This is a genomic window from Rhodovarius lipocyclicus (assembly GCF_009900765.1).
Taxonomy (GTDB): domain Bacteria; phylum Pseudomonadota; class Alphaproteobacteria; order Acetobacterales; family Acetobacteraceae; genus Rhodovarius; species Rhodovarius lipocyclicus.
Genome location: NZ_JAAABL010000005.1, coordinates 64,699 through 83,541 on the forward strand (window position 1 = coordinate 64,699; position 18,843 = coordinate 83,541).

The following is an 18,843-nucleotide window of genomic DNA, read 5'->3' on the forward strand; positions in this document are numbered from 1 at the left end:
TCAGGCAGCCCTTTGCATCGGGGGCGAGATCTCGCCCTGCGCCACATGGCAGGCGACGAGGCGCCCGTCGCCGGGGCGGGGTTTCAGTTCCGGCACCGCCTGGCGGCACACCGGGCCCGCCAGCGGGCAGCGCGGGTGGAAGGCGCAGCCCTGCGGGCGGTCGGCCGGGTTCGGCGGGTCGCCCTGCAGGCGGATGCGCCGCACGCCCTGCTGCCCCGGAATGGCCGAGACGAGGGCCTGGGCATAGGGGTGCGCCGGGTCGTGCAGCACGGCGTCCGGCGCGCCTTCCTCCACGATGCGGCCCAGATACATCACGGCCACCCGGTGGCTGACCTGGCGCACGGCACGCAGATCGTGGCTGATGAACAGCATGGTCAGGCCGAGCCGCGCCTGGATCTCGGTCAGCAGGTTCATCACCTGCGCCTGGATCGAGACATCGAGCGCGGAGATCGGCTCGTCGCAGACCAGCAATTCGGGGCTGGTGGCCAGGGCGCGGGCCAGCACGGCGCGCTGCCGCTGCCCGCCCGACAGCTCATGCGGATAGCGGCCGGCATGGTCGGGGCGCAGCCCCACATCGGCCAGCAGCGCGGCGACACGCTCCGGCCGGTCGGCGCGGGTGCCGATGCCATGGATCACCAGCGGCTCGGCGACCTGGGCGCCGATGGTCAGGCGGCGGTCCAGCGCGCCCAGCGGGTCCTGGAAGACCATCTGCATGCGGGCGCGCAGCGCGCGCCAGGCGGCGGAGCCGGGGCGCGGCATGGGCTGGCCGGCGAAGGCGATGCTGCCGGCATCGGGCGCTTCCATGCCCAGCACCATGCGGCCGGTGGTGGATTTGCCGCAGCCGGATTCCCCCACCAGACCCAGGGTGCGGCCCTGGTCCAGCGTCAGGTCCAGGCCCTCCACCGCGGCCACGGCGGTGGGCGCGCCGAACAGGCCGCGCTTCATGGAATAGCGGCGGGCCAGGCCGCGCGCGACGAGGAGAGGAACGCTCATGCCGGCACCAGCGCGTCATCGGCCACAAGGCACGCGGCACGGTGGCCCGCGCCCAGCAGGCGGTCAGGCGGGATCGCCACCGAACAGGCCTCCCGCGCCAGGGCGCAGCGCGGCGCGAAGGCGCAGCCCGGCGGCAGGGCCGAGGGCTCCGGCACCGTGCCCGGAATGGCGGCGAGCGGGCGGCGCGGCCCGTCGATCGGCGGCAGGGCGGCCATCAGCCCGCGGGTGTAGGGGTGGCTGGGGGCGGCGAACAGGCGCTCCACCGGCGCTTCCTCCACGATGCGGCCGGCATACATCACGGCCACCCGCTCGCAGGTTTCCGCGATCACGCCCAGGTCGTGGGAGATCAGCACCAGCGCCATCCCCATCTCCCGCCGCAGCTCGTTCAGCAGGTCCAGGATCTGGGCCTGGATGGTCACGTCCAGCGCGGTGGTGGGTTCGTCCGCGATCAGCAATTCGGGCTGACCCGCCAGCGCCATGGCGATCATCACGCGCTGGTTCTGCCCGCCCGACAGCTCATGCGGATAGGCATCGAGGCGCCGCTGGGCGTCGGGGATGCCCACCAGCTCGAACAGGCGCTTCGCCTCGGCACGGGCGGCCGCGCTGGTCAGGCCGCGATGCAGGCCCAGCGCCTCCGTCACCTGCTTTCCGATGCGGTGCACCGGGTTCAGGGAGGAGGAAGGGTCCTGGAAGATCATCGCCACGCGCCCGCCGCGCAGCCGGTCCAGCGTGGCGGCGGGGGCGCCCAGGATTTCCTGCCCCTGCAACGTCACACTGCCCTCGATGCGCGCCTTGCCCGGCAGCAGGCCGAGGGCCGCCAGCCAGGTGACGGATTTGCCGCAGCCCGATTCCCCCACCATGCCCAGCGCCTCACCCGGGGCCACGGCGATGTCGATGCCGCGCAGCGCGGGCGCCGCGCCGAACCGCACCGTCAGGCCCGAGATCTCGACGAGGTTCATGCGCGGAAGCCCAAATTGCCGGCCCGGAAATCCAGCGGCCAGCCGCGCGGGGCGCGCCAGGCGATATCGCGCCGCTTGGCCGTGAAGGTCGCGGCCTGGTGCAGCACCAGATAGCCCGGGTCCTCGCGCTCGATGATGTTCAGCATGCGGGCGTGGGCGGCGCGACGCGCGCCAGGGTCGGTGCCGGTCTCCAGCACGCCGCACAGCCGGTTGAACTCCTCGTTCTTCCATTCGCCGGAGCGCTGCAGCTCCCCGTTCGGCCCCATGGCGCGCACCAGCGTGGCCACCGGGTCCGCGAAGACGGCGGTGCAGGACCAGTCGCGCACGGCGCGGTTCGGCCCCGGCTCATTCACCTGGGACCAGTTCTCGCGCATCTCGATCTGCACGTTCAGCCCGGCCGCGCGCCACATCTCCTGCAGGATCTGCGCGGTCGGCACCTGGCCGGTGTAGTAGTTGTTCAGCAGCCGGTAGGGGATGGGCTCGCCGCGATAGCCGGCCTCGCGCAGCAGGCGCTTGGCCTCGGCCACGTCGAAGCGCGGGGTCTCGTGCTCGCCCACATGCATCTGGCCGAAGGATTCCAGCTGCAGCCCCTTGGGCACCTCGGTGCGGCCGGCCCACAACGCGTCCACGATGGTGCGGCGGTCCACCGCATGGGCCATGGCCCGGCGCACCAGCGGGTTGCGCAGGGTGGGGTGGATGGTGTCGAAGCAGATGATGCGGATGTTGTTGATCGCGCTGCCCAGCACCTCGAAGCGCGGGTGGCGCTCCACCGTGCCGATCTGGTCGGGGGGGATGTCGCAGGCGAAATCGAATTCGCCCGCCACCAGCCCGTTGATGCGCGACGACACCTCCGGCACCTCCAGCACGCGGATGCGGCGCGCGGGCGGGCGGCCGCCCCAGTATTCGTCATGCGCCTCCAGCATCAGGGAGGTATCGGGGCGGTATTCCCCCACGCGATAGGGGCCGGTGCCGACGGGCCGGCGGGCCCAGGCCAGCCAGCTCTCGGCGGCGCGGAACGCCTCGCGTGAGAAGATGGCGCCCACATTCTGCGCCATCCGCCCTTCCAGCGTCAGGTCGGGCACGCGGTTCACGAAGCGGATGGTGGTCTCGTCCACCGCCTCGATGCGCTCGAAACCCGGGAAACTGCGCCGGGCCGCGGCGACCACGTCGCCCGGCGGCTCCTTGCCGGTCGCACCCGCCAGCACGCCGCGCCCGGCATTGCCCTCGCCCGAGCCATACAGGCGCTCGGCGCCCAGGCTGAAGGCGATGTCCTCGGCCGACATCACCCGGCCGTCATGCAGCTTCACGTCGGGGCGCAGCTGGAATTCCAGCGTGCGCTCGTCGATCCGCCGCCACCCCGTCGCCAGTTCCGGCTTCGCGGACAGGTCGCCGGTCCAGTTGGTGCCGATTAGCGTCTCGCTGAACAGGCCCGACAGGCGGAAGCCCACATTGGACTGTTCGCGCGGCGGCTCCAGCGTGTTGGAGTTGCTGATCTTCTGCACCGCCACCGTCAGCACGGGCCGGGTGTCGGCCTGTGCAAAAGCGGGGGCGGCCAAGGGAAGCGCGATGGCGGCCGGGCTGGCGAGGAGGGTGCGGCGGAGCATGGATCAGGCCCCGTAATTGCCGGGACGGAAATCCATCGCGAAGGCCGGAGCGGCCTTCCAGGCGATGTCGCGGCGCTTCGCGGTGAAGGTCGCGTTCTGGTGCAGCACCGTATAGGCGGGGTCCTCACGCTCCGCGATCTCCAGCATGCGGCGGAAGGTGCGGCGGCGCTGCTCATGGTCGGTGCTGGTGGTCAGCACGCCGGACAGCGTGTTGAACTCGGCGTTCGTCCACTCGCCCACCTGCTGCTGCTCGCCGGCCGGCCCGTGCTGGTTCACCAGCGAGGAGACGGGATCGTTGAACGGCGCGCTGTTGGACCAGTCGCGCACGCCGCGCACGGACGAGTTGTCGAAGATCTGCGACCAGTTCTCCTTCATCTCGATCTGCACGTTCAGCCCGGCCGCGCGCCACATCTCCACCAGCACCTGCGCCGTCGGCGTCTGGTTGGTGTAGTAGTTGTTGAGCAGGCGGTAGGGGATCGGCTCGCCGCGATAGTTCGCCTCACGCAGCAGGCGCCTAGCCTCGGCCAGGTCGAAGGCGGGCACCGACCAGTCGGACAGGAACATGTCGCCGTAATATTCCCACTGCAGGCCCTTCGGCACCACAGTGCGGCCGGCCCACAGCGCCTCCACGATCGCGTTGCGGTCGATGGAATGGGTCATGGCGCGGCGCACCCGGGCATCGGCCAGCACCGGGTGGTTCTTGTAGAAGCAGGTCAGCCGGTGGTTCAGGATGGTGCCGCCCTGCACCTCGAAGGCGCGGTTGCGCTCGACGGCGGCGATCTGGTCCGGCGGGATGTCGCAGGCGAACTGATACTGGCCCGACAGCAGGCCGTTGATGCGCGAGGACACCTCGGGCACCTCCACGAAGCGGATCTGCTTCAGCGGCGGGCGGCCGCCCCAATACTGGTCATGGGCCACCAGCGTCAGGGAGACATCGGGGCGCAGCTCGGCCACCTTGTAGGCGCCGGTGGTGACCGGGGCGCGGGCCCAGTCCAGCCAGCTCGCGGCCTGCTCATAGCCGCGGCGGCTGATGATCTCGCTGCCCAGGCGGCTGATGCGGCCCTCGATGGTCACATCGGGCGTGCCGTTGATGAAGCGCACCTTGTAGCGGCCGACGGCCTCCACTTTCTCCAGCGAGGGCCAGATGCGCCGGGCGATGGCCGGGATCTCGGGCGGCAGTTCCTTGGTGCCCGCACCGCCGAACATGCGCTCGGGGCCGAAGGTGAAGACCACGTCCTCGGCGGTCATCTCGTCGCCATTGTGGAAGCGCACGCCCTCACGCAGGTCCAGCTCCACCACGCGGTCGCTGATGCGGCGCCAGGCGGTGGCCAGGCCCGGCACGGCCTGCAACTGGCCGCGCCAGTCGCGGTCGATCAGCCCTTCCCAGATGGAGGTCTTGAAGGCGCGCTCACCCACATTGGACTGCTCGCGCAGCACCTCCAGCGTGTTGGTGTTCACCACCTTCTGCACCGCGATGGTGATGGAGGGGCGGTTGTCGGCCTGGGCAAAGGCGGGCGTGGCGAGAGCAATGGCCGGGGTGGCCAGCATCGTGCGGCGGGACAGCATGGGCATGGGGCGCTCCTGTCTCAATTGGCGGCGAGGGGGGAGATAGCGTCGGGTGCGCGCGGGGGCTCGCGTTCCTGCAACCCCGCGGGGGAGGCGCGGAAATGCGTCAGCGTCTTTTCAGCGTGGCGCATGCGGTGGCTCAGCGCCTTCTGGGCGTATTCGCGCACCAGGGCGGCGTATTCGGGCTTTTCGGCCAGGTTGGTGAACTGGTGCGGGTCCGCCGACAGGTCGAAGAACAGCGGCGGCAGAGCGGCGAAATGCACGTATTTGTAGTGCTCGTCCTGCACCACGCACAACGAGCACTCATCCATCGAGAGTTGCAGCTTGCTCTCGGGGCGGGAGTAGTAGACGTCCCGGAAATCATATTCGTAGAACAGGTGCTGGCGGGCATCGGGGCCGCCGCCGGGCTGCGTCAGATAGGGCAGCAGGGACGCGCCATCGGCCGCGCGCGGCGCCTCCCCGCCCAGCGCCGCCAGGATGGTCGGCATGATGTCCACGCTTTCCGTGAAGCCGTCCTCCATCTGGCCCGCGCGGGTGTTCGCGCCGGCGTTCTTGATGACGAGGGGGATGCGGAAGCTCTCGTCGAAGAAGCCCACCTTGCCCAGCAGCCAGTGGTCGCCCAGCTGCTCGCCATGGTCGGAGGTGAAGACGATCATGGTGTCGTCCCAGGCCTTGTTGTCGTCCAGCCAGGCGAAGACCTGGCCCAGGCACTGGTCGATCTCGGTCATCAGCCCGGCATAGGTCGCGCGCATCTGGCGGATCGCGCCCTCATCCAGGTTCGCGGCGGCGCCGCCGGCCCCCCGGAAGAAGGAACCCTGGCCGATCTCCTCCAGGTAATGGGCCAGCAGCGGGTGGCCGGCGGCCTCCTGCTGCCAGGTCTCGCGGCGGACGGGGCTAGGCATCTGCTCGGCGCTGTACAGCGTGTTGTAGGGCGCGGGCGCGATGAAGGGCGGGTGTGGGCGGTAGTAGCCCAGATGCAGGAACCAGGGCTTGTCGCCCTTGCCCTTGAGGTAGGTCAGCGCGCGTTCGGTGAAGAAAGCGCTGTCCGACAGGTTGGCGGGGATGCGGCAGGGGCGGTCGGTGGCGCCGGGCACCGAATCCTCGCCCTCCGGCAGCCAGATATCCTCGCGCCGGTCCGGCAGCGGATAGCCCTTATGCGCCAGCCAGCCGAAATAGCCGTCCATGTTCGGCTCGAAGCTGCCGACCGCGCGGAAGCCGTCCATGATGTCGCCCAGCGTGGTGAAGCGCGGGTCGCGCTCGCCGGTCGTGCGCGGGTCTGGCGTTGTGGTGGTGTAGCCGATCAGCGCCGGATCATAGCCGATGTTGCGCAGCGCCTTGCCCAGGTTGAAGTGGCGGGCATCCAGCGGCACGGTGTTCTGCACCGCGCGGTGGTTCATCTCATACAACCCGGTCAGCAGGCTGGCGCGGGCCGGGCCGCAGGGCACGGCGTTGGTCACGTGGTTGCTGAAGGTCAGCCCCTCGCGGCACAGGCGCTCGATATTGGGCAGTTTCAGGAAATGCGCGCCCATGGCGGGCAGGAAATCCCACCGCCACTGGTCCACCACGATCAGCAATACATTCTTAGGGCCGGCCATCGAATCTCTCCCGAGGCTCACTCAGTGCGCCGGGGGCATACGCCCGCTTGCGGACAACAGCGTGACGGGATGACTGCGGTTTGATGACACCACGCGGCGCGCGCTGGTCCAGTCCCTGGAATACAGATGGGGCGGAGCCCAAGAATTACAGGGATTTCGCCCCATTATTGCCCTGAATACCGCTACGCTGTTACCAGGAGGAACAGGCCATGGCTGACGAACCGGACGACCCAGGACTTGTCACGAAGCTGGGGCGGCGACTTCTTGTTCTGCGCGTTCTGACCATCGGCGGCGCCGCGGGGGCGGCCGCCCCGGCCCTGGCGGCCCCGCCCCGTGCCGCCACCCCCGAGGGCGCGGCCACCCCCGCCATTCCGGTGATCACCGACAATGACCCGTCGGACGCCGCGGGCTATGGCCGGGGCCGTGGCTATTATCCGCAACCCTATTACCGCCCGCCCCCGCCCTATCGGCGCGGCGTGACGGACAACGACCCTTACGACGCGGCGGGCCAGGGCCGCGGCGGCTATTACCGGCCGCCCCCGCCGCCGCCGCCGCCGCCGCGCTATTACGCCCCGCCGCCCCAGCCCTATCGCGGCGTGACGGACAATGACCCCAGCGACCCGCCGGGCCGGGGCCGAGGCTGGCGCCGGTGGTGACCGCGCGCTCCCTCGCCCGCGCCATGCGCCTTGACGGCATCATGGCGCGGGCAGACATTCCGCCGAAATCCAACCCTGTGGGGATGCCATGATCCGTCACCGCCTGACAGCCATCGCGCTGCCGCTGCTGCTGGCCACCGGCTGCGCCTCCACCGCGCCGGTCCGCCGGGCCGACCTGCCCGCCGGGCAGCGCTTCGCCGGCCAGATGGAAACCGCGGACACCAACGCCACCGCCGCCATCCGCCGCGTGGCGGATTTCGAGCAGGTGGTGGTGCGTGAGGAAGCCGCGGTGGCCTATGCCACCGACGGCCGCCGCCCCGCCGACCGCCCAGGCCCCAGCGCCGCCGACGCCGCGGGCATGGTCTTCGCCCCCGCCTTCGCCGCGATCGGCGATTACGGCCATGTGATGGGCCATGTCGCCTCCGGCCTGCCGATCACGGCCAAGCCCGGCCCGAGCGGCGCCGAACTGGCCCGCCTGACCGAGGCCGGCCTGGCCGCCGTGCAGACCGCCGCCGGCGTGACCGTGACGCCAGAGGTGCGCAGCGCGGGCCTGGCCGGCATCATCGCCCTGGCCGACCTGGCCGAGACGATCAGCAAGCGCGGCGGCCCCGAGCCCGGCCTGCGGACCCTGGCCGCCGAGGCCGAGCCGCATCTGGCCGCCGTGGTGGAATTGCTGAAGCAGGTGCTGGGCGCCGAAACCGGCCAGGCCGTGCGCGGCGCCGTGCGCAGCAGCCGCAACGCGCTCGAAGCCTCCCACAACCGCCTGCTGACCGCCGCCCGCGCCACCAACCGGGATCCGGTGGCCCGCTACAGCCTGTATCGCAGCATCGTGGCACTGCGGGACAATGACCCGGTGCAAGGAACGATCGGCGCCGTGGTGACGGTGCTGAACCGCCTGCACACGGCCCATGTGGCCCTGGCGGCGGACCCGACCAGCACGGATACCGCAGGCAAGGTCGTGGCGTTCGAGAACGCGGTGAACGCGCTGGGCGAGATCGCCGGGGTGCAGCCTACGGAAGAGCAGTAAGCGAGGGCGCTGCCCTCGCGCTCCCGCTCGGGGGGAAATGACTTTCCCCCCGAGAACCCCCCATTACTTTTTGGGAGTTTGGGGGCGGACCTGGGTCCGGGAGGGTTTTTCTGATAAATTATATAATAATATCAATAATATAAAGCTATTCGCAGGGGACTGGGGAGATCTTATCTCCCCAGCGGAGGGGTCTGGGGAGGCGGCGCCTCCCCAGTCCACCTTCCCAGGAAGGCTCACCCCCTCCCTTCCTCCACCGCATGGCAGGCCACCAGGCTTTCCCCCGCCGCCAGCGCCACGGGCCGCTCCGCCTTGCAGCGCGCGTTCGCCAGCGGGCAGCGCGGGTGGAAGGCGCAGCCGGAGGGCGGGTTGATCGGTGACGGCACTTCGCCCCCCACCGGCGTGCGGGCGCGCCCGGTCATCTCGAGGTCCGGGATCGCCTCCATCAGCGCGCGCGTGTAGGGGTGGCGCGGCGCGGTGAACAGGGTTTCCGCCGGTGCCTGCTCCACGATGCGGCCCAGGTACATCACCCCCACCCGGTCGCTGACCTGCCGCACGACGGACAGGTTGTGGGAGATGAACAGGAAGGTCAGGCCCAGCCGGCTCTGCAATTCCTTCATCAGGTTCAGGATCTGCGCCTGCACCGAGACATCGAGCGCCGAGGTCGGTTCGTCGCAGACCAGGAATTCCGGGTTGGAGGACAAGGCGCGCGCGATGGAGATGCGCTGCCGCTGCCCGCCCGAGAATTCATGCGGGAATTTCTCGCCATCGGCCGGGGCCAGGCCCACCTGGGTCAGCAACTCGCCGACCCGGGCCAGGATCGCCTCCTTGCCCTCCACCAGTTTGAAGGCGCGGATGGGCTCGGCGATGATGTCCCGCACGCGCCAGCGCGGATTCAGGCTGGCGTAGGGGTCCTGGAAGATCATCTGCATGCGCTGGCGCTGGGCGGGGTCCGCGCGCGCGACCGACAGGGGCTGGCCGTCGAACACCACCGCGCCGTCGCTGGGCGGGTACAGCCCCACCACCAGCCGCGCCACGGTGGATTTGCCGCAGCCCGATTCCCCCACCAGCGACAGGGTCTGGCCCTTGGGGATGGCGAAGGACACCCCATCCACCGCGCGCAGGGTGCGGCGCGGTTCGCGCGCCAGCAGCCGCTGCAGCGCGGGGCGGGAGACATCGAAGTAACGGGCGAGGTCCTGCGCCTCCAGCATCGGGTTCTCAACCATCGGCGTGCAACCAGCAGGCGGCCTGGGTGGTGCCGGCGTCCAGCAGCTCCGGGCGCTCGGTCAGGCAGCGGCCGAACACCTTCGGGCAGCGCGGGTTGTAGGCGCAGCCGGGCGGAATGGCGGACAGGCGCGGCATGGAGCCCTCGATGGCGGCCAGCCGCTCCACACGGCGGTCCAGCGGCGGGATGGAGGCCATGAGCCCCTCCGTATAGGGGTGCCGGGGGTGCTTCACGATCTGGCGCACCGGGCCGATCTCGATGATCCGCCCGGCATACATCACCGCCACGCGGTCGGCGGTTTCCGCGATCACGCCCATGTCGTGCGTGACCAGCAGCATGGCCGTGCCCTTCTCCCGCGCCAGGCGCTTCAGCAGGGCGATGACCTGCGCCTGGATCGAGACATCGAGCGCCGTGGTGGGTTCGTCGGCGATGATCAGCCGCGGCTCGGCGCAGAGGGCCAGCGCGATCACCACCCGCTGGCGCATGCCGCCCGAGAATTCATGCGGGTAGCTGTCGATGCGCTGGCTGGCGGCGGGGATGCCCACCAGCTCCAGCCACTCGATGGCCCGGGCGCGGGCCTGGGCGGGGTTCAGCGGCAGGTGGGTGGTGATGGTCTCCACCAGCTGGCGCCCGACAGTGTAGAGCGGGTTCAGCGTCGTCAGCGGGTCCTGGAAGATGGCGCCGATCTGCCGGCCGCGCACATGGCGCATCTGGTCATAGGGCAGATTGTCGATGCGCCGGCCGCCCAGCAGCACCTGGCCGCCGGCGATGCGGCCCGGGGGCTCGATCAGGCCGATAATGGCGGCGCCGGTCATGGATTTGCCGGCACCCGATTCGCCCACCATGCCCAGCACCTCACCGGGTTGGATGGTCAGCGACACATCGTGCAGCGCCGTCAGCGTGCCGCGGCGGGTGGGGAATTCCACCCGCAGGTTGCGGACTTCGAGGAGAGGAGCGGTCATCGCAGCTTCGGGTTCAGGGCGTCGCGCAACCAGTCGCCCAGCAGGTTGACGGACAGCACCATCACGATGAGCGAGATGCCGGGGAAAATCGTGATCCACCACTCGCCCGAGAACAGGAAGTCGTTGCCGATCCTGATCAGGGTGCCGAGCGAAGGCTGGGTGGGCGGCACGCCCACGCCGAGGAAGGAGAGGGTCGCCTCCGCCAAGATGGCCAGCGCCAGGTTCAGCGTGCCGATCACCAGCACGGGCCCCAGCACGTTGGGCAGCACATGGCGCAGCATGATGGGCAACTTGCCGAGGCCAATCACGCGCGCGGCCAGCACATATTCCTTGTTGCGCTCCACCAGGGTGGAGCCGCGCACGGTGCGGGCGAATTTCGGCCATTCGCTGATGCCGATGGCGAAGATCACGACGAACAGCGCGATCTGGTCATGCACCTCCCGCGGCAGGGCGGCGCGCACGATGCCGTCCACCAGCAGGGCGACAAGGATGGAGGGGAAGGTCAGCTGGATATCGGCCACCCGCATCAGCACCGCATCGGTGGTGCCGCCCAGATAGCCGGCCAGCAGCCCCACCATCACCCCCAGCAGGGTGGCGAAGATGGTGGCCGAGAACCCCACCATCAGCGACACCCGCGCGCCGTACATGATGGCCGAGAGCACATCCCGCCCCTGGTCGTCGGTGCCGAGCGGATAGGTGGCATCGCCCTCCGCCGTCCAGACCGGCGGCTTGAAGGCGTCCATGAGTTGCAGGGAGGCGAGATCGAACGGGTCATGCGGGGCCAGCAGGGGCGCCAGCGCGGAGCCCGCGATGCAGATGAAGGCCACCACCGCCGAGGCCATGGTGATGCGGCTGCGGGTGAAGGACCACCACAGGTCGCTGTCGAAGAAGCCCCGCATCAATGCGCCCCCTTGCCGATGCGCAGGCGCGGATCGACGGCATAGTAGAGAAGATCGACGATCAGGTTGATGGTCACGAAGACCAGCGCGATCAGCATCAGATAGGCCGCCATCACCGGCACGTCGGCCGAGCCAACGGACTGGATGAACAGCAGCCCCATGCCGGGCCATTGAAACACCGTCTCCGTCACGATGGCGAAGGCGATGATGGCGCCCAGCTGCAACCCCGCGATGGTGATGACCGGCACCAGCGTGTTCTTCAGGGCATGGCCGAAATTGATCGCGCGGTTGGACAGGCCACGCGCGCGGGCGAACTTGATGTAGTCGGTGCGCAGCACCTCCATCATCTCCGCCCGCACCAGCCGCATGATGAGCGTGAGCTGGAACAGCCCCAGCGTGATCGCGGGCAGGATCATGGCCTTGAGGCCCGAGACGGTGAGGAAGCCCGTGGACCACCAGCCGATCTGCACCACATCCCCCCGCCCGAAGCTGGGCAGCCAGCCGAGGCCCACCGCGAAGGCCAGGATTAGCAGGATGCCGATGAGGAAGGTCGGCAGCGACACGCCGATCAGCGAGAAGGTGAGGAAGAAGCGCGACAGGATCGAGTTCCGGTAGAGCCCGGTATAGACCCCCATCGGCACGCCGACGGCCATGGCGATGAAGGCGGCGCACAGCGCGAGTTCCAGCGTGGCGGGCGCGCGCTCCGCGATCAGCTCCGCCACCGGGCGCGACAGGCGGTAGGAGAGGCCGAACTGCCCCTGCACCGCCTGGCCGATGAATTTCAGGAACTGCACGAAGAAGGGCTGATCCAGGCCCAGCTGCGCCACCAAGGCGGCGCGCTCGGCCTCCGTCGCGTCCTGGCCCAGCATGATCGAGACCGGGTCGCCCACATAGGTGAACATGGCGAAGCTGATGAAGCTGACGGTCAGCATCACCGGGATGGCCTGCAACAGGCGGGAGATGACGAAAGCGAACATCTAGTGGTCCGATCGTTGGCGCCGATAGGCGACGGCGTGAATCGGCCCACCGGCAATGGCGTGGTCCGATCGTTGGCGCCGGCAGGCGACGGCGTGAATCGGCCCACCAACAACGCGAATGGTGCGCCGTGGCCGGCACGGCAAGATGGGGTGAGGCATGGTGCGCACCATTCAGTTCACCACGGCCCAGCGGAAATAGGGCTGGTTGTTGGCCATGTGCGGGATGGTGATGCTGGTGCGCAGCGCCCAGGGGATCATCTGGTGGTGCAGCGGGATCAGCGGCACGTCCTCCCGGAAGATGTGCAGCGCCTGGCGGATGGCGTCCTGGCGGGCGTCCCCGGTCTCGGTGCGCATGCGGTTGATCAGAGCGTCCATGGCCGGGTTGGAATAGCCGCCATAGTTCCAGATGCCGTCGCCCTGCTGCCCGCCGGCGCGCGACGCCAGCAGCGACTGGAAGGAATACAGCGCATCCAGCGTCGGCACGCCCCAGCCGAACAGATAGACGCTGGTGTCCTCGCGCTGGATCTTGGCGAAGAACGGGCCGAGCGGCATGGCGTTCAGCCGGGTGCGGATGCCCACGCGCGTCCACATGCTGGCGATCGCCTGGCAGATCTGCTCATCATTGATGTAGCGGTTGTTGGGGCAGTCGAGCGTGATCTCGAAGCCGTTCGGATAGCCGGCCTCGGCCAGCAGGGCGCGGGCGCGTGCGGCATCGAAGGGCAGGCGCACATCCTCCTCCCGCACATAGCCGTTCACCTGTTCGGGGAAGAGGGTGCCGGTGGGCAGGGACTGGCCGCGCATGGTCACGCGCTGGATCGCCTGGATATCGATGGCTTGGTACAGCGCGCGCCGCACCCGCAGGTCAGCCAGCGGGTTGCGGCCGCGCACGTCGGAATACAGCAGCTCCGGCCGGGCCACATCCATGGCCAGGAAGATGGTGCGCACCTCCGGCCCCTCCAGCACGCCCACGCCGGGGGCGGCGCGCAGGCGCTGCAAATCCTGCAACGGGGGGTCCATCACGAAATCCACCTCGCCCGACAGCAGGGCGGCGATGCGCGTGGCGTCGGAGGCGATGGGGCGGAAGACGATCTCGGTCACATTGCCGGTGCCTTCCTCCCGCCAGCCCCACCAATCGGCGTTGCGGGTCAGCACGGTGCGCACATCGGGCTCCCGCAGGGACAGGCGGAAGGCGCCGGTGCCGTTGGTGTTGCGGGTGGTGTGCAGTTCCTCGCGCTGGCGGGTGTTCTGCGGGCGGGCGGCGCCATTCGCCTCGGACCAGCCGCGGCTCATGATGAACACGCTGGCGATCTTGTTGGGCAGGATGGGGTCCGGTACGCGGGTGATGATGTCCACCGTCAGCGGGTCCACCGCCACCGCGCTCTCGATCGTGTCGACATAGATGCCGAAATTGGAGGTGGGCTGCTTCGCGCGGGTGATGCTGAACACCACATCGTCGCTGGTGAAGGCCTGGCCTTCATGGAAGCGCACGCCCTCGCGCAGATGGAAGCGCCAGCGGTTGGGCTCCACCTGCTCCCACCGCGTGGCCAGGCCGGGGCCGAGGCCCAGCGTGCGGGTGCGCTGGATCAGCGCGTCATAGACCTGCTGCAGCACCATGGTGACGGTGCCCACATTCTGGCTGTGCGGGTCCATGGTGTTGGGATCGCCGCTGGCGGACCAGCGGACGGTGCGCGCCTCGGCGCCGAAGGAAAGGCAAAGGGCGGCAACGGCCGCGAAAAGCCTGATTCGCATGGATGAAGCTCCCGTTACGTCCGCTATACGGCGCCAGCGCGCGGACGGGAAGCGTGCTTTGCATGGCTGGGTTGACGGGGGCGCTGCCCCCGCGCGCTCACCCTCGCGGCGGCGCCTCCCCATTGCCGATCTCCGCCCATTCCTTGATCACCGTGAACCCCACGGCCAGCAGTACGGGCCCCAGGAACAGCCCCAGGAAGCCGAAGGCCACCACGCCCCCCAGCGCGCCGATCAGCGTCAGCAGCAGCGGCAGATCGGCGCCGCGCGCGATGAACCAGGGCCGGATCACGTTGTCGGCCGAGGAAATCCCCAAGCCCCCATACAGCAGCATGAACACGCCCCAGCCGGTAGAACCCTGCGTGAACAGCCAGATCGCGGCCGGGATCCAGACCAGCGGCGCGCCCACGGGCAGAATGGACAGGCACCCCGCCACCACCCCCAGCAGGATGGGCTGCGGCACGCCGGAGATCCAAAGCCCCGCCATGGTCATCGCCCCCTGCACGAAGGCCGTGCCCACCAGCCCGAACACCACCCCGCGCGTGACATTGGCCACCACCAGCAGCAGGTGCCGCGCCCGGTCGCCCGCCAGGCGCTGCATCAGCCCCTCCAGCGCGCGGGCGATGGCCGGGCCGTCGCGGTACAGGAAGAAGGCCAGGAAGATCGCCACCAGCAGTTCCGCCACCCCCGACAGCACCGACAGCAGGATGGACAGCGCCGTCTGCGCGATGGTGCCGGCATAGGGGCGGACGAAGGCCAGCAACGCATCGGCGTTGCCCATGAACCGCCCATAGAACTCCGCCAGGTAATCCCCCGCGAAGGGGATCTGCGCCAGCGTCGGCGCCAGGTCCGGCAGGCCGCCGGCCACCAGGGATTCGATGCGCTGGCTCAGCGCGTCGATGTCGGAGCGGGAGGTGGGGGCGGCCACCAGCACCGGCACCACCAGCACCAGGAAGCAGGCCAGCACCAGCAGCAGCGAGGTGAGAGTGCGCGACAGCCGCAGCTTCTCGTTCAGCAGCACGAAGACCGGCCAGGTGCAGAACACCAGGATCGAGGCCCAGAGCAGCGAGGAGATGAAGGGCCGGATGATGTAGAGGCAGCCCACCCCCAGCGCCACGGCGGCCGCGAGGCCCAGGATACGCCCTTGCATCAGACTTCCTCCACGTTCGCCACGCCGGGCAGCACCTTCATGGCCTGCATCATGCGCGGCGAGACATTCCAGTACCCGGGCAGCGCCACCTCGATCTCAATGCCGTCGGGCAGGTTCGGTTTCAGCGCCACCTGGCCCTTGCCCCGCCCCTCGCGCTGCAACAGCGCCTTCACATGCGGAATGGCGGCGGCGCTGTCGATGTGCAGCCGCACGCTCTGCGGCACGCCGGAGGCCGCGGTGTCCAGCAATTCCACCTCCTGCGCGGTCAGGCGCAGGGTGTCGTTCTCCAGCTTGGCCTCGGCGGTCACGATCAGCGCCTTGCCGTCCTCCAGCATCTCCCGGCAGCGGGACAGCACCTCGGAAAAGCAGGTGACCTCATAACTGCCGGTCTGGTCGCTCAGGCTGATCCAGGCCATGCGGCTGCCGGTCTTGGTGTTGCGCTCCTTGCGGCCCACCACCGTGCCCGCCAGCTTCACGCGCCTTGTGCCGGCGCGCGCCGTTTCGGTCAGCTGGGCCGCGGTGATGACGCCGAGCCGCCCCAGCGCCTTGCGGTATTCGTCCAGCGGGTGGGCGGTCAGGTGGAAGCCCACCGCCTCCGCCTCGAAGCCCAGGCGGTCCAGCACCGGCCAGGGCGGCACGTCGGGCAGGCGCAGCATGGCGGGCCCCTGCTCCACCGAGCCGAACAGGCTGACCTGGTTGGTCGCGCGGTCCTCCGCCGTGGCCTGGGCGCGGCGCAGGATGGTCTCGGAGCCCGCGACCACCGCGGCACGGTTCGGCTCCAGGCTGTCGAAGGCGCCGGCGCGGGCCAGGTTCTCGATCTGCATCTTGTTCAGCAGGCGCGGTTCCACCCGCTCCGCGAAATCGGCCAGGCTCTCGAAGGGCTTGTTCCGCGCGGCCACCAGCTCCTGCATGGCCTGCATGCCCACGCGCTTCACCGCCGCCAGCGCGAAGCGGATGTTGCCGTCCTCGATGGTGAACTCGGCCTCGGATTTGTTGATGTCCGGCGGCAGCACCTTGATGCCGACGCGCGATGCCTCCTGCAGGTGGGCGGCCAGCTTGTCGGTGTTGGCCATGTCCAGCGTCATCGACGCCGCCAGGAAGGCCACCGGGTGGTTCGCCTTCAGCCAGGCCGTCTGGTAGGACACCAGCGCATAGGCCGCCGCGTGGGATTTGTTGAAGCCGTATTCCGCGAAGCGCTGCATCAGGTCGAACACTTCGCCCGCCGTCGTCTCCGGCACGCCGTTCTTCTGCGCGCCCTCCACGAAGGTCACGCGCAGGCGCTGCATTTCCTCCATGTTCTTCTTGCCCATGGCGCGGCGCAGCAGGTCGGCGCCGCCCAGCGAGAAGCCCGCCATCACCTGGGCGATCTGCATCACCTGCTCCTGGTAGACCATGATGCCATAGGTCTCCTCCAGGATCGGGTGGATGGAGGGGTGCGGGCTTTCCCAGGGCTCGCCCAGCTTGCGGGCGCAATAGGCGGGGATATTGGCCATCGGGCCCGGGCGGTACAGCGAAACCGCCGCGATCAGGTCCTCCAGCCGGCTGGCGCGCATGGACCGCAGGCAGTCCCGCATGCCCTGGCCTTCGAACTGGAACACCCCCGCCGCGTCGCCGCGCGCCAGCATGTCGTAGGTCTTCTTGTCGTCCAGCGGGATGGCGCTGATGTCCACCTCGATGCCCTGCTGGCGCAGCAGGCGCAGCGCGCGCTGGATCACCGTCAGCGTCTTCAGGCCCAGGAAGTCGAACTTCACCAAGCTCGCCTGCTCCACGTATTTCATGGAGTACTGGGTGATGAGGTCCGGGCTGCGCGGGTCGCGGTAGAGCGGCACGATCTCCAGCAGCGGGCGGCGCCCGATCACCACGCCGGCCGCGTGGGTGGAGGCATTGCGGTACAGCCCCTCCACCTGCTGGGCGATGTCGAGCAGGCGGGCCACCGTCTCGTCATTCTCGGCCATTTCGCGGATGCGCGGCTCGCCCTCGATCGCCTCCTTCAGCGGGATGGGCTTGGCCGGGTTGAACGGGATCAGGGAGGCGATCTTGTCCACCTGGCCATAGGGCATGCCCAGCACGCGCCCCACGTCGCGCACCGCAGCCTTCGCCTGCAACTTGCCGAAGGTGATGATCTGCGCGACCCGGTCGAGGCCGTATTCGCGCCGGACGTAGTTGATCACCTCGTCGCGCCGGTCCTGGCAGAAGTCGATGTCGAAGTCGGGCATCGACACGCGCTCGGGGTTCAGGAAGCGCTCGAACAGCAGGCCGAAGCGCAGCGGGTCGAGGTCGGTGATCTTCAGCGCCCAGGCAGCCAGGGAGCCGGCGCCCGAACCGCGCCCCGGCCCCACCGGAATGTCGTGGTTCTTCGCCCATTGGATGAAGTCCGCCACGATCAGGAAGTAGCCGGAGAAGCCCATCTTATCGATGACGCCCAGCTCATAGTCCAGGCGCTGCCAGTACACCTCCTCGGGCGCCGAGAGCGGGCCGCGCAGGCGTTCCTTCAGCCCCTCGCGGGCCATCTCGCCCACGAATTCGGTCTCGGTCTTGCCCTCCGGCACCTTGGGGCAAATGGGCAGCGCGGGCTTCTTCACTTCGGCCATCACGGCGCACATGCGCGCGATGGCCAGCGTGTTGTCGGCCGCGTCCGGCAGGTCCGCGAACAGCTTGCGCATGTCCTCGGCGGGCTTGAACCAGTGCTCCGCGGTCACGCGGCGGCGGTCGGTCTCCGCCATGGTCCGCCCCTCGGCGATGCACAGCAGCGCGTCATGCGCCTCATGCATCGTGCGCTTGGCGAAATAGACGTCGTTGGTGCCAACGATGGGGATGCGCAGCGCATCGGCCAGGGCGAGCTGGCCCGGTTCCGTGGCGATGTCGCGCTCGGTGCCGTGGCGGTGCAGTTCCACCGCCATGCGGTCGGGGAAGATCTCCTGGAAGCGGCGCAGCAGGGTCTCGGCCTGGGCCCGCCTGCCCTCGGCCAGCATGCGCGCGATCGGCCCGCCCGTGCCGCCGGTCAGCAGGAAGATGTCCTCCGCGTGCTGGGCCAGCGTGTCGAAGCCGATGGCGGGCTTGCCCGAGGGGTCCTCGCCCAGATGCGACAGGCTGGTCAGGCGCTGAAGGTTGTCGAGCCCCTTGGCCCCCATGGCCAGCGCCACCACCACATCCGGGGCCAGCCGCGCGGCCTCCGGCCGGTCATCGCTCGCGGAGCGGGAGAGCCAGAGCTGGCAGCCCAGGATCGGCTGCACCCCCTTGGCCGTGCAGGCCATGGAGAATTCGAGGCCGCCGAACAGGTTCACCGTGTCGGTCATGGCCACCGCCGGCATGCCCGCATCGGCGGCATAGCTGGCCAGCTTCTCGGCCTTGATGGCGCCTTCGCTCAGCGAGTAGCTGGAATGGGTGTGCAGATGGATGAAGGTCGGGCGCATCCCCCCAACATGGCATGCCCAGCCTGATTCTGGCAGGGATATCAGCCCCCATGCATGGCGCGCATGCCGTGCCC

The 18,843-nt window shown here is 69.4% G+C and carries 14 protein-coding genes; 2 read left to right on the plus strand and 12 right to left on the minus strand.

The window, feature by feature from the left end:
• From GT007_RS07515 to pehA, 5 genes are read right to left on the minus strand one after another with little or no spacing between them, the layout of a single operon-like run.
• Window positions 1-993, minus strand: a complete 993-nt coding sequence (locus GT007_RS07515; protein WP_160120985.1) for an ABC transporter ATP-binding protein — start codon at window positions 991-993, stop codon at window positions 1-3.
• The gene (locus GT007_RS07520) at window positions 990-1,952 is read right to left on the minus strand and encodes an ABC transporter ATP-binding protein (protein ID WP_160120986.1); all 963 of its coding nucleotides are present in this window, start codon (window positions 1,950-1,952) and stop codon (window positions 990-992) included. Before GT007_RS07520 ends, GT007_RS07515 begins: the two co-directional genes overlap by 4 nt.
• A complete protein-coding gene (locus GT007_RS07525; RefSeq protein WP_160120987.1) occupies window positions 1,949-3,556 on the minus strand; it encodes an ABC transporter substrate-binding protein in 1,608 nt (535 codons plus the stop codon). Before GT007_RS07525 ends, GT007_RS07520 begins: the two co-directional genes overlap by 4 nt.
• A 3-nt stretch (window positions 3,557-3,559) precedes the next feature.
• On the minus strand, window positions 3,560-5,128 hold the full coding sequence (locus GT007_RS07530) for an ABC transporter substrate-binding protein (RefSeq protein WP_160120988.1): 1,569 nt from the start codon (window positions 5,126-5,128) through the stop codon (window positions 3,560-3,562).
• 14 nt (window positions 5,129-5,142) lie between these two features.
• The gene (gene pehA, locus GT007_RS07535) at window positions 5,143-6,717 is read right to left on the minus strand and encodes a phosphoric/sulfuric ester hydrolase PehA (protein WP_160120989.1); all 1,575 of its coding nucleotides are present in this window, start codon (window positions 6,715-6,717) and stop codon (window positions 5,143-5,145) included.
• Window positions 6,718-6,926: 209 nt separating this feature from the next.
• Between pehA and GT007_RS07540 the strand changes: the two genes are divergently transcribed.
• Together GT007_RS07540 and GT007_RS07545 are read left to right on the plus strand one after the other, a co-directional pair.
• Entirely contained in the window at window positions 6,927-7,373 is a 447-nt protein-coding gene (locus GT007_RS07540; RefSeq protein WP_160120990.1) for a hypothetical protein, read from the plus strand.
• 88 nt (window positions 7,374-7,461) lie between these two features.
• Window positions 7,462-8,400 (plus strand): hypothetical protein, encoded by a 939-nt coding sequence (locus tag GT007_RS07545; RefSeq protein ID WP_160120991.1) that lies wholly within the window; start codon window positions 7,462-7,464, stop codon window positions 8,398-8,400.
• Window positions 8,401-8,633: 233 nt separating this feature from the next.
• Here GT007_RS07545 and GT007_RS07550 read toward each other — a convergent pair whose 3' ends face one another.
• The 7 genes from GT007_RS07550 to dnaE form a co-directional block, all read right to left on the minus strand.
• The gene (locus tag GT007_RS07550; RefSeq protein ID WP_160120992.1) at window positions 8,634-9,623 is read right to left on the minus strand and encodes an ABC transporter ATP-binding protein; all 990 of its coding nucleotides are present in this window, start codon (window positions 9,621-9,623) and stop codon (window positions 8,634-8,636) included.
• Window positions 9,616-10,584, minus strand: a complete 969-nt coding sequence (locus GT007_RS07555; RefSeq protein ID WP_160120993.1) for an ABC transporter ATP-binding protein — start codon at window positions 10,582-10,584, stop codon at window positions 9,616-9,618. Before GT007_RS07555 ends, GT007_RS07550 begins: the two co-directional genes overlap by 8 nt.
• Window positions 10,581-11,483: an ABC transporter permease gene (locus GT007_RS07560; RefSeq protein WP_160120994.1), complete on the minus strand. Its 903-nt coding sequence runs from the start codon at window positions 11,481-11,483 to the stop codon at window positions 10,581-10,583. The genes GT007_RS07555 and GT007_RS07560 overlap by 4 nt, the downstream gene beginning before the upstream one ends.
• On the minus strand, window positions 11,483-12,460 hold the full coding sequence (locus GT007_RS07565; RefSeq protein ID WP_160120995.1) for an ABC transporter permease: 978 nt from the start codon (window positions 12,458-12,460) through the stop codon (window positions 11,483-11,485). The genes GT007_RS07560 and GT007_RS07565 overlap by 1 nt, the downstream gene beginning before the upstream one ends.
• A 171-nt stretch (window positions 12,461-12,631) precedes the next feature.
• Entirely contained in the window at window positions 12,632-14,209 is a 1,578-nt protein-coding gene (locus tag GT007_RS07570) for an ABC transporter substrate-binding protein (protein ID WP_160120996.1), read from the minus strand.
• A gap of 97 nt (window positions 14,210-14,306) precedes the next feature.
• A complete protein-coding gene (locus GT007_RS07575) occupies window positions 14,307-15,356 on the minus strand; it encodes an AI-2E family transporter (protein WP_160120997.1) in 1,050 nt (349 codons plus the stop codon).
• Complete coding sequence (dnaE, locus tag GT007_RS07580) at window positions 15,356-18,769, minus strand: DNA polymerase III subunit alpha (protein ID WP_160120998.1); 3,414 nt, start codon at window positions 18,767-18,769, stop codon at window positions 15,356-15,358. The genes GT007_RS07575 and dnaE overlap by 1 nt, the downstream gene beginning before the upstream one ends.
• Between the last annotated feature and the right edge of the window lie 74 nt (window positions 18,770-18,843).

Bases quoted from the DNA above. Each gene is read 5' to 3' on its own strand.
- GT007_RS07515 (WP_160120985.1), bottom strand. From the start codon at position 993: ATGAGCGTTCCTCTCCTCGTCGCGCGCGGCCTGGCCCGCCGCTATTCC.
- GT007_RS07520 (WP_160120986.1), bottom strand. From the start codon at position 1,952: ATGAACCTCGTCGAGATCTCGGGCCTGACGGTGCGGTTCGGCGCGGCG.
- GT007_RS07525 (WP_160120987.1), bottom strand. From the start codon at position 3,556: ATGCTCCGCCGCACCCTCCTCGCCAGCCCGGCCGCCATCGCGCTTCCC.
- GT007_RS07530 (WP_160120988.1), bottom strand. From the start codon at position 5,128: ATGCCCATGCTGTCCCGCCGCACGATGCTGGCCACCCCGGCCATTGCT.
- pehA (WP_160120989.1), bottom strand. From the start codon at position 6,717: ATGGCCGGCCCTAAGAATGTATTGCTGATCGTGGTGGACCAGTGGCGG.
- GT007_RS07540 (WP_160120990.1), top strand. From the start codon at position 6,927: ATGGCTGACGAACCGGACGACCCAGGACTTGTCACGAAGCTGGGGCGG.
- GT007_RS07545 (WP_160120991.1), top strand. From the start codon at position 7,462: ATGATCCGTCACCGCCTGACAGCCATCGCGCTGCCGCTGCTGCTGGCC.
- GT007_RS07550 (WP_160120992.1), bottom strand. From the start codon at position 9,623: ATGGTTGAGAACCCGATGCTGGAGGCGCAGGACCTCGCCCGTTACTTC.
- GT007_RS07555 (WP_160120993.1), bottom strand. From the start codon at position 10,584: ATGACCGCTCCTCTCCTCGAAGTCCGCAACCTGCGGGTGGAATTCCCC.
- GT007_RS07560 (WP_160120994.1), bottom strand. From the start codon at position 11,483: ATGCGGGGCTTCTTCGACAGCGACCTGTGGTGGTCCTTCACCCGCAGC.
- GT007_RS07565 (WP_160120995.1), bottom strand. From the start codon at position 12,460: ATGTTCGCTTTCGTCATCTCCCGCCTGTTGCAGGCCATCCCGGTGATG.
- GT007_RS07570 (WP_160120996.1), bottom strand. From the start codon at position 14,209: ATGCGAATCAGGCTTTTCGCGGCCGTTGCCGCCCTTTGCCTTTCCTTC.
- GT007_RS07575 (WP_160120997.1), bottom strand. From the start codon at position 15,356: ATGCAAGGGCGTATCCTGGGCCTCGCGGCCGCCGTGGCGCTGGGGGTG.
- dnaE (WP_160120998.1), bottom strand. From the start codon at position 18,769: ATGCGCCCGACCTTCATCCATCTGCACACCCATTCCAGCTACTCGCTG.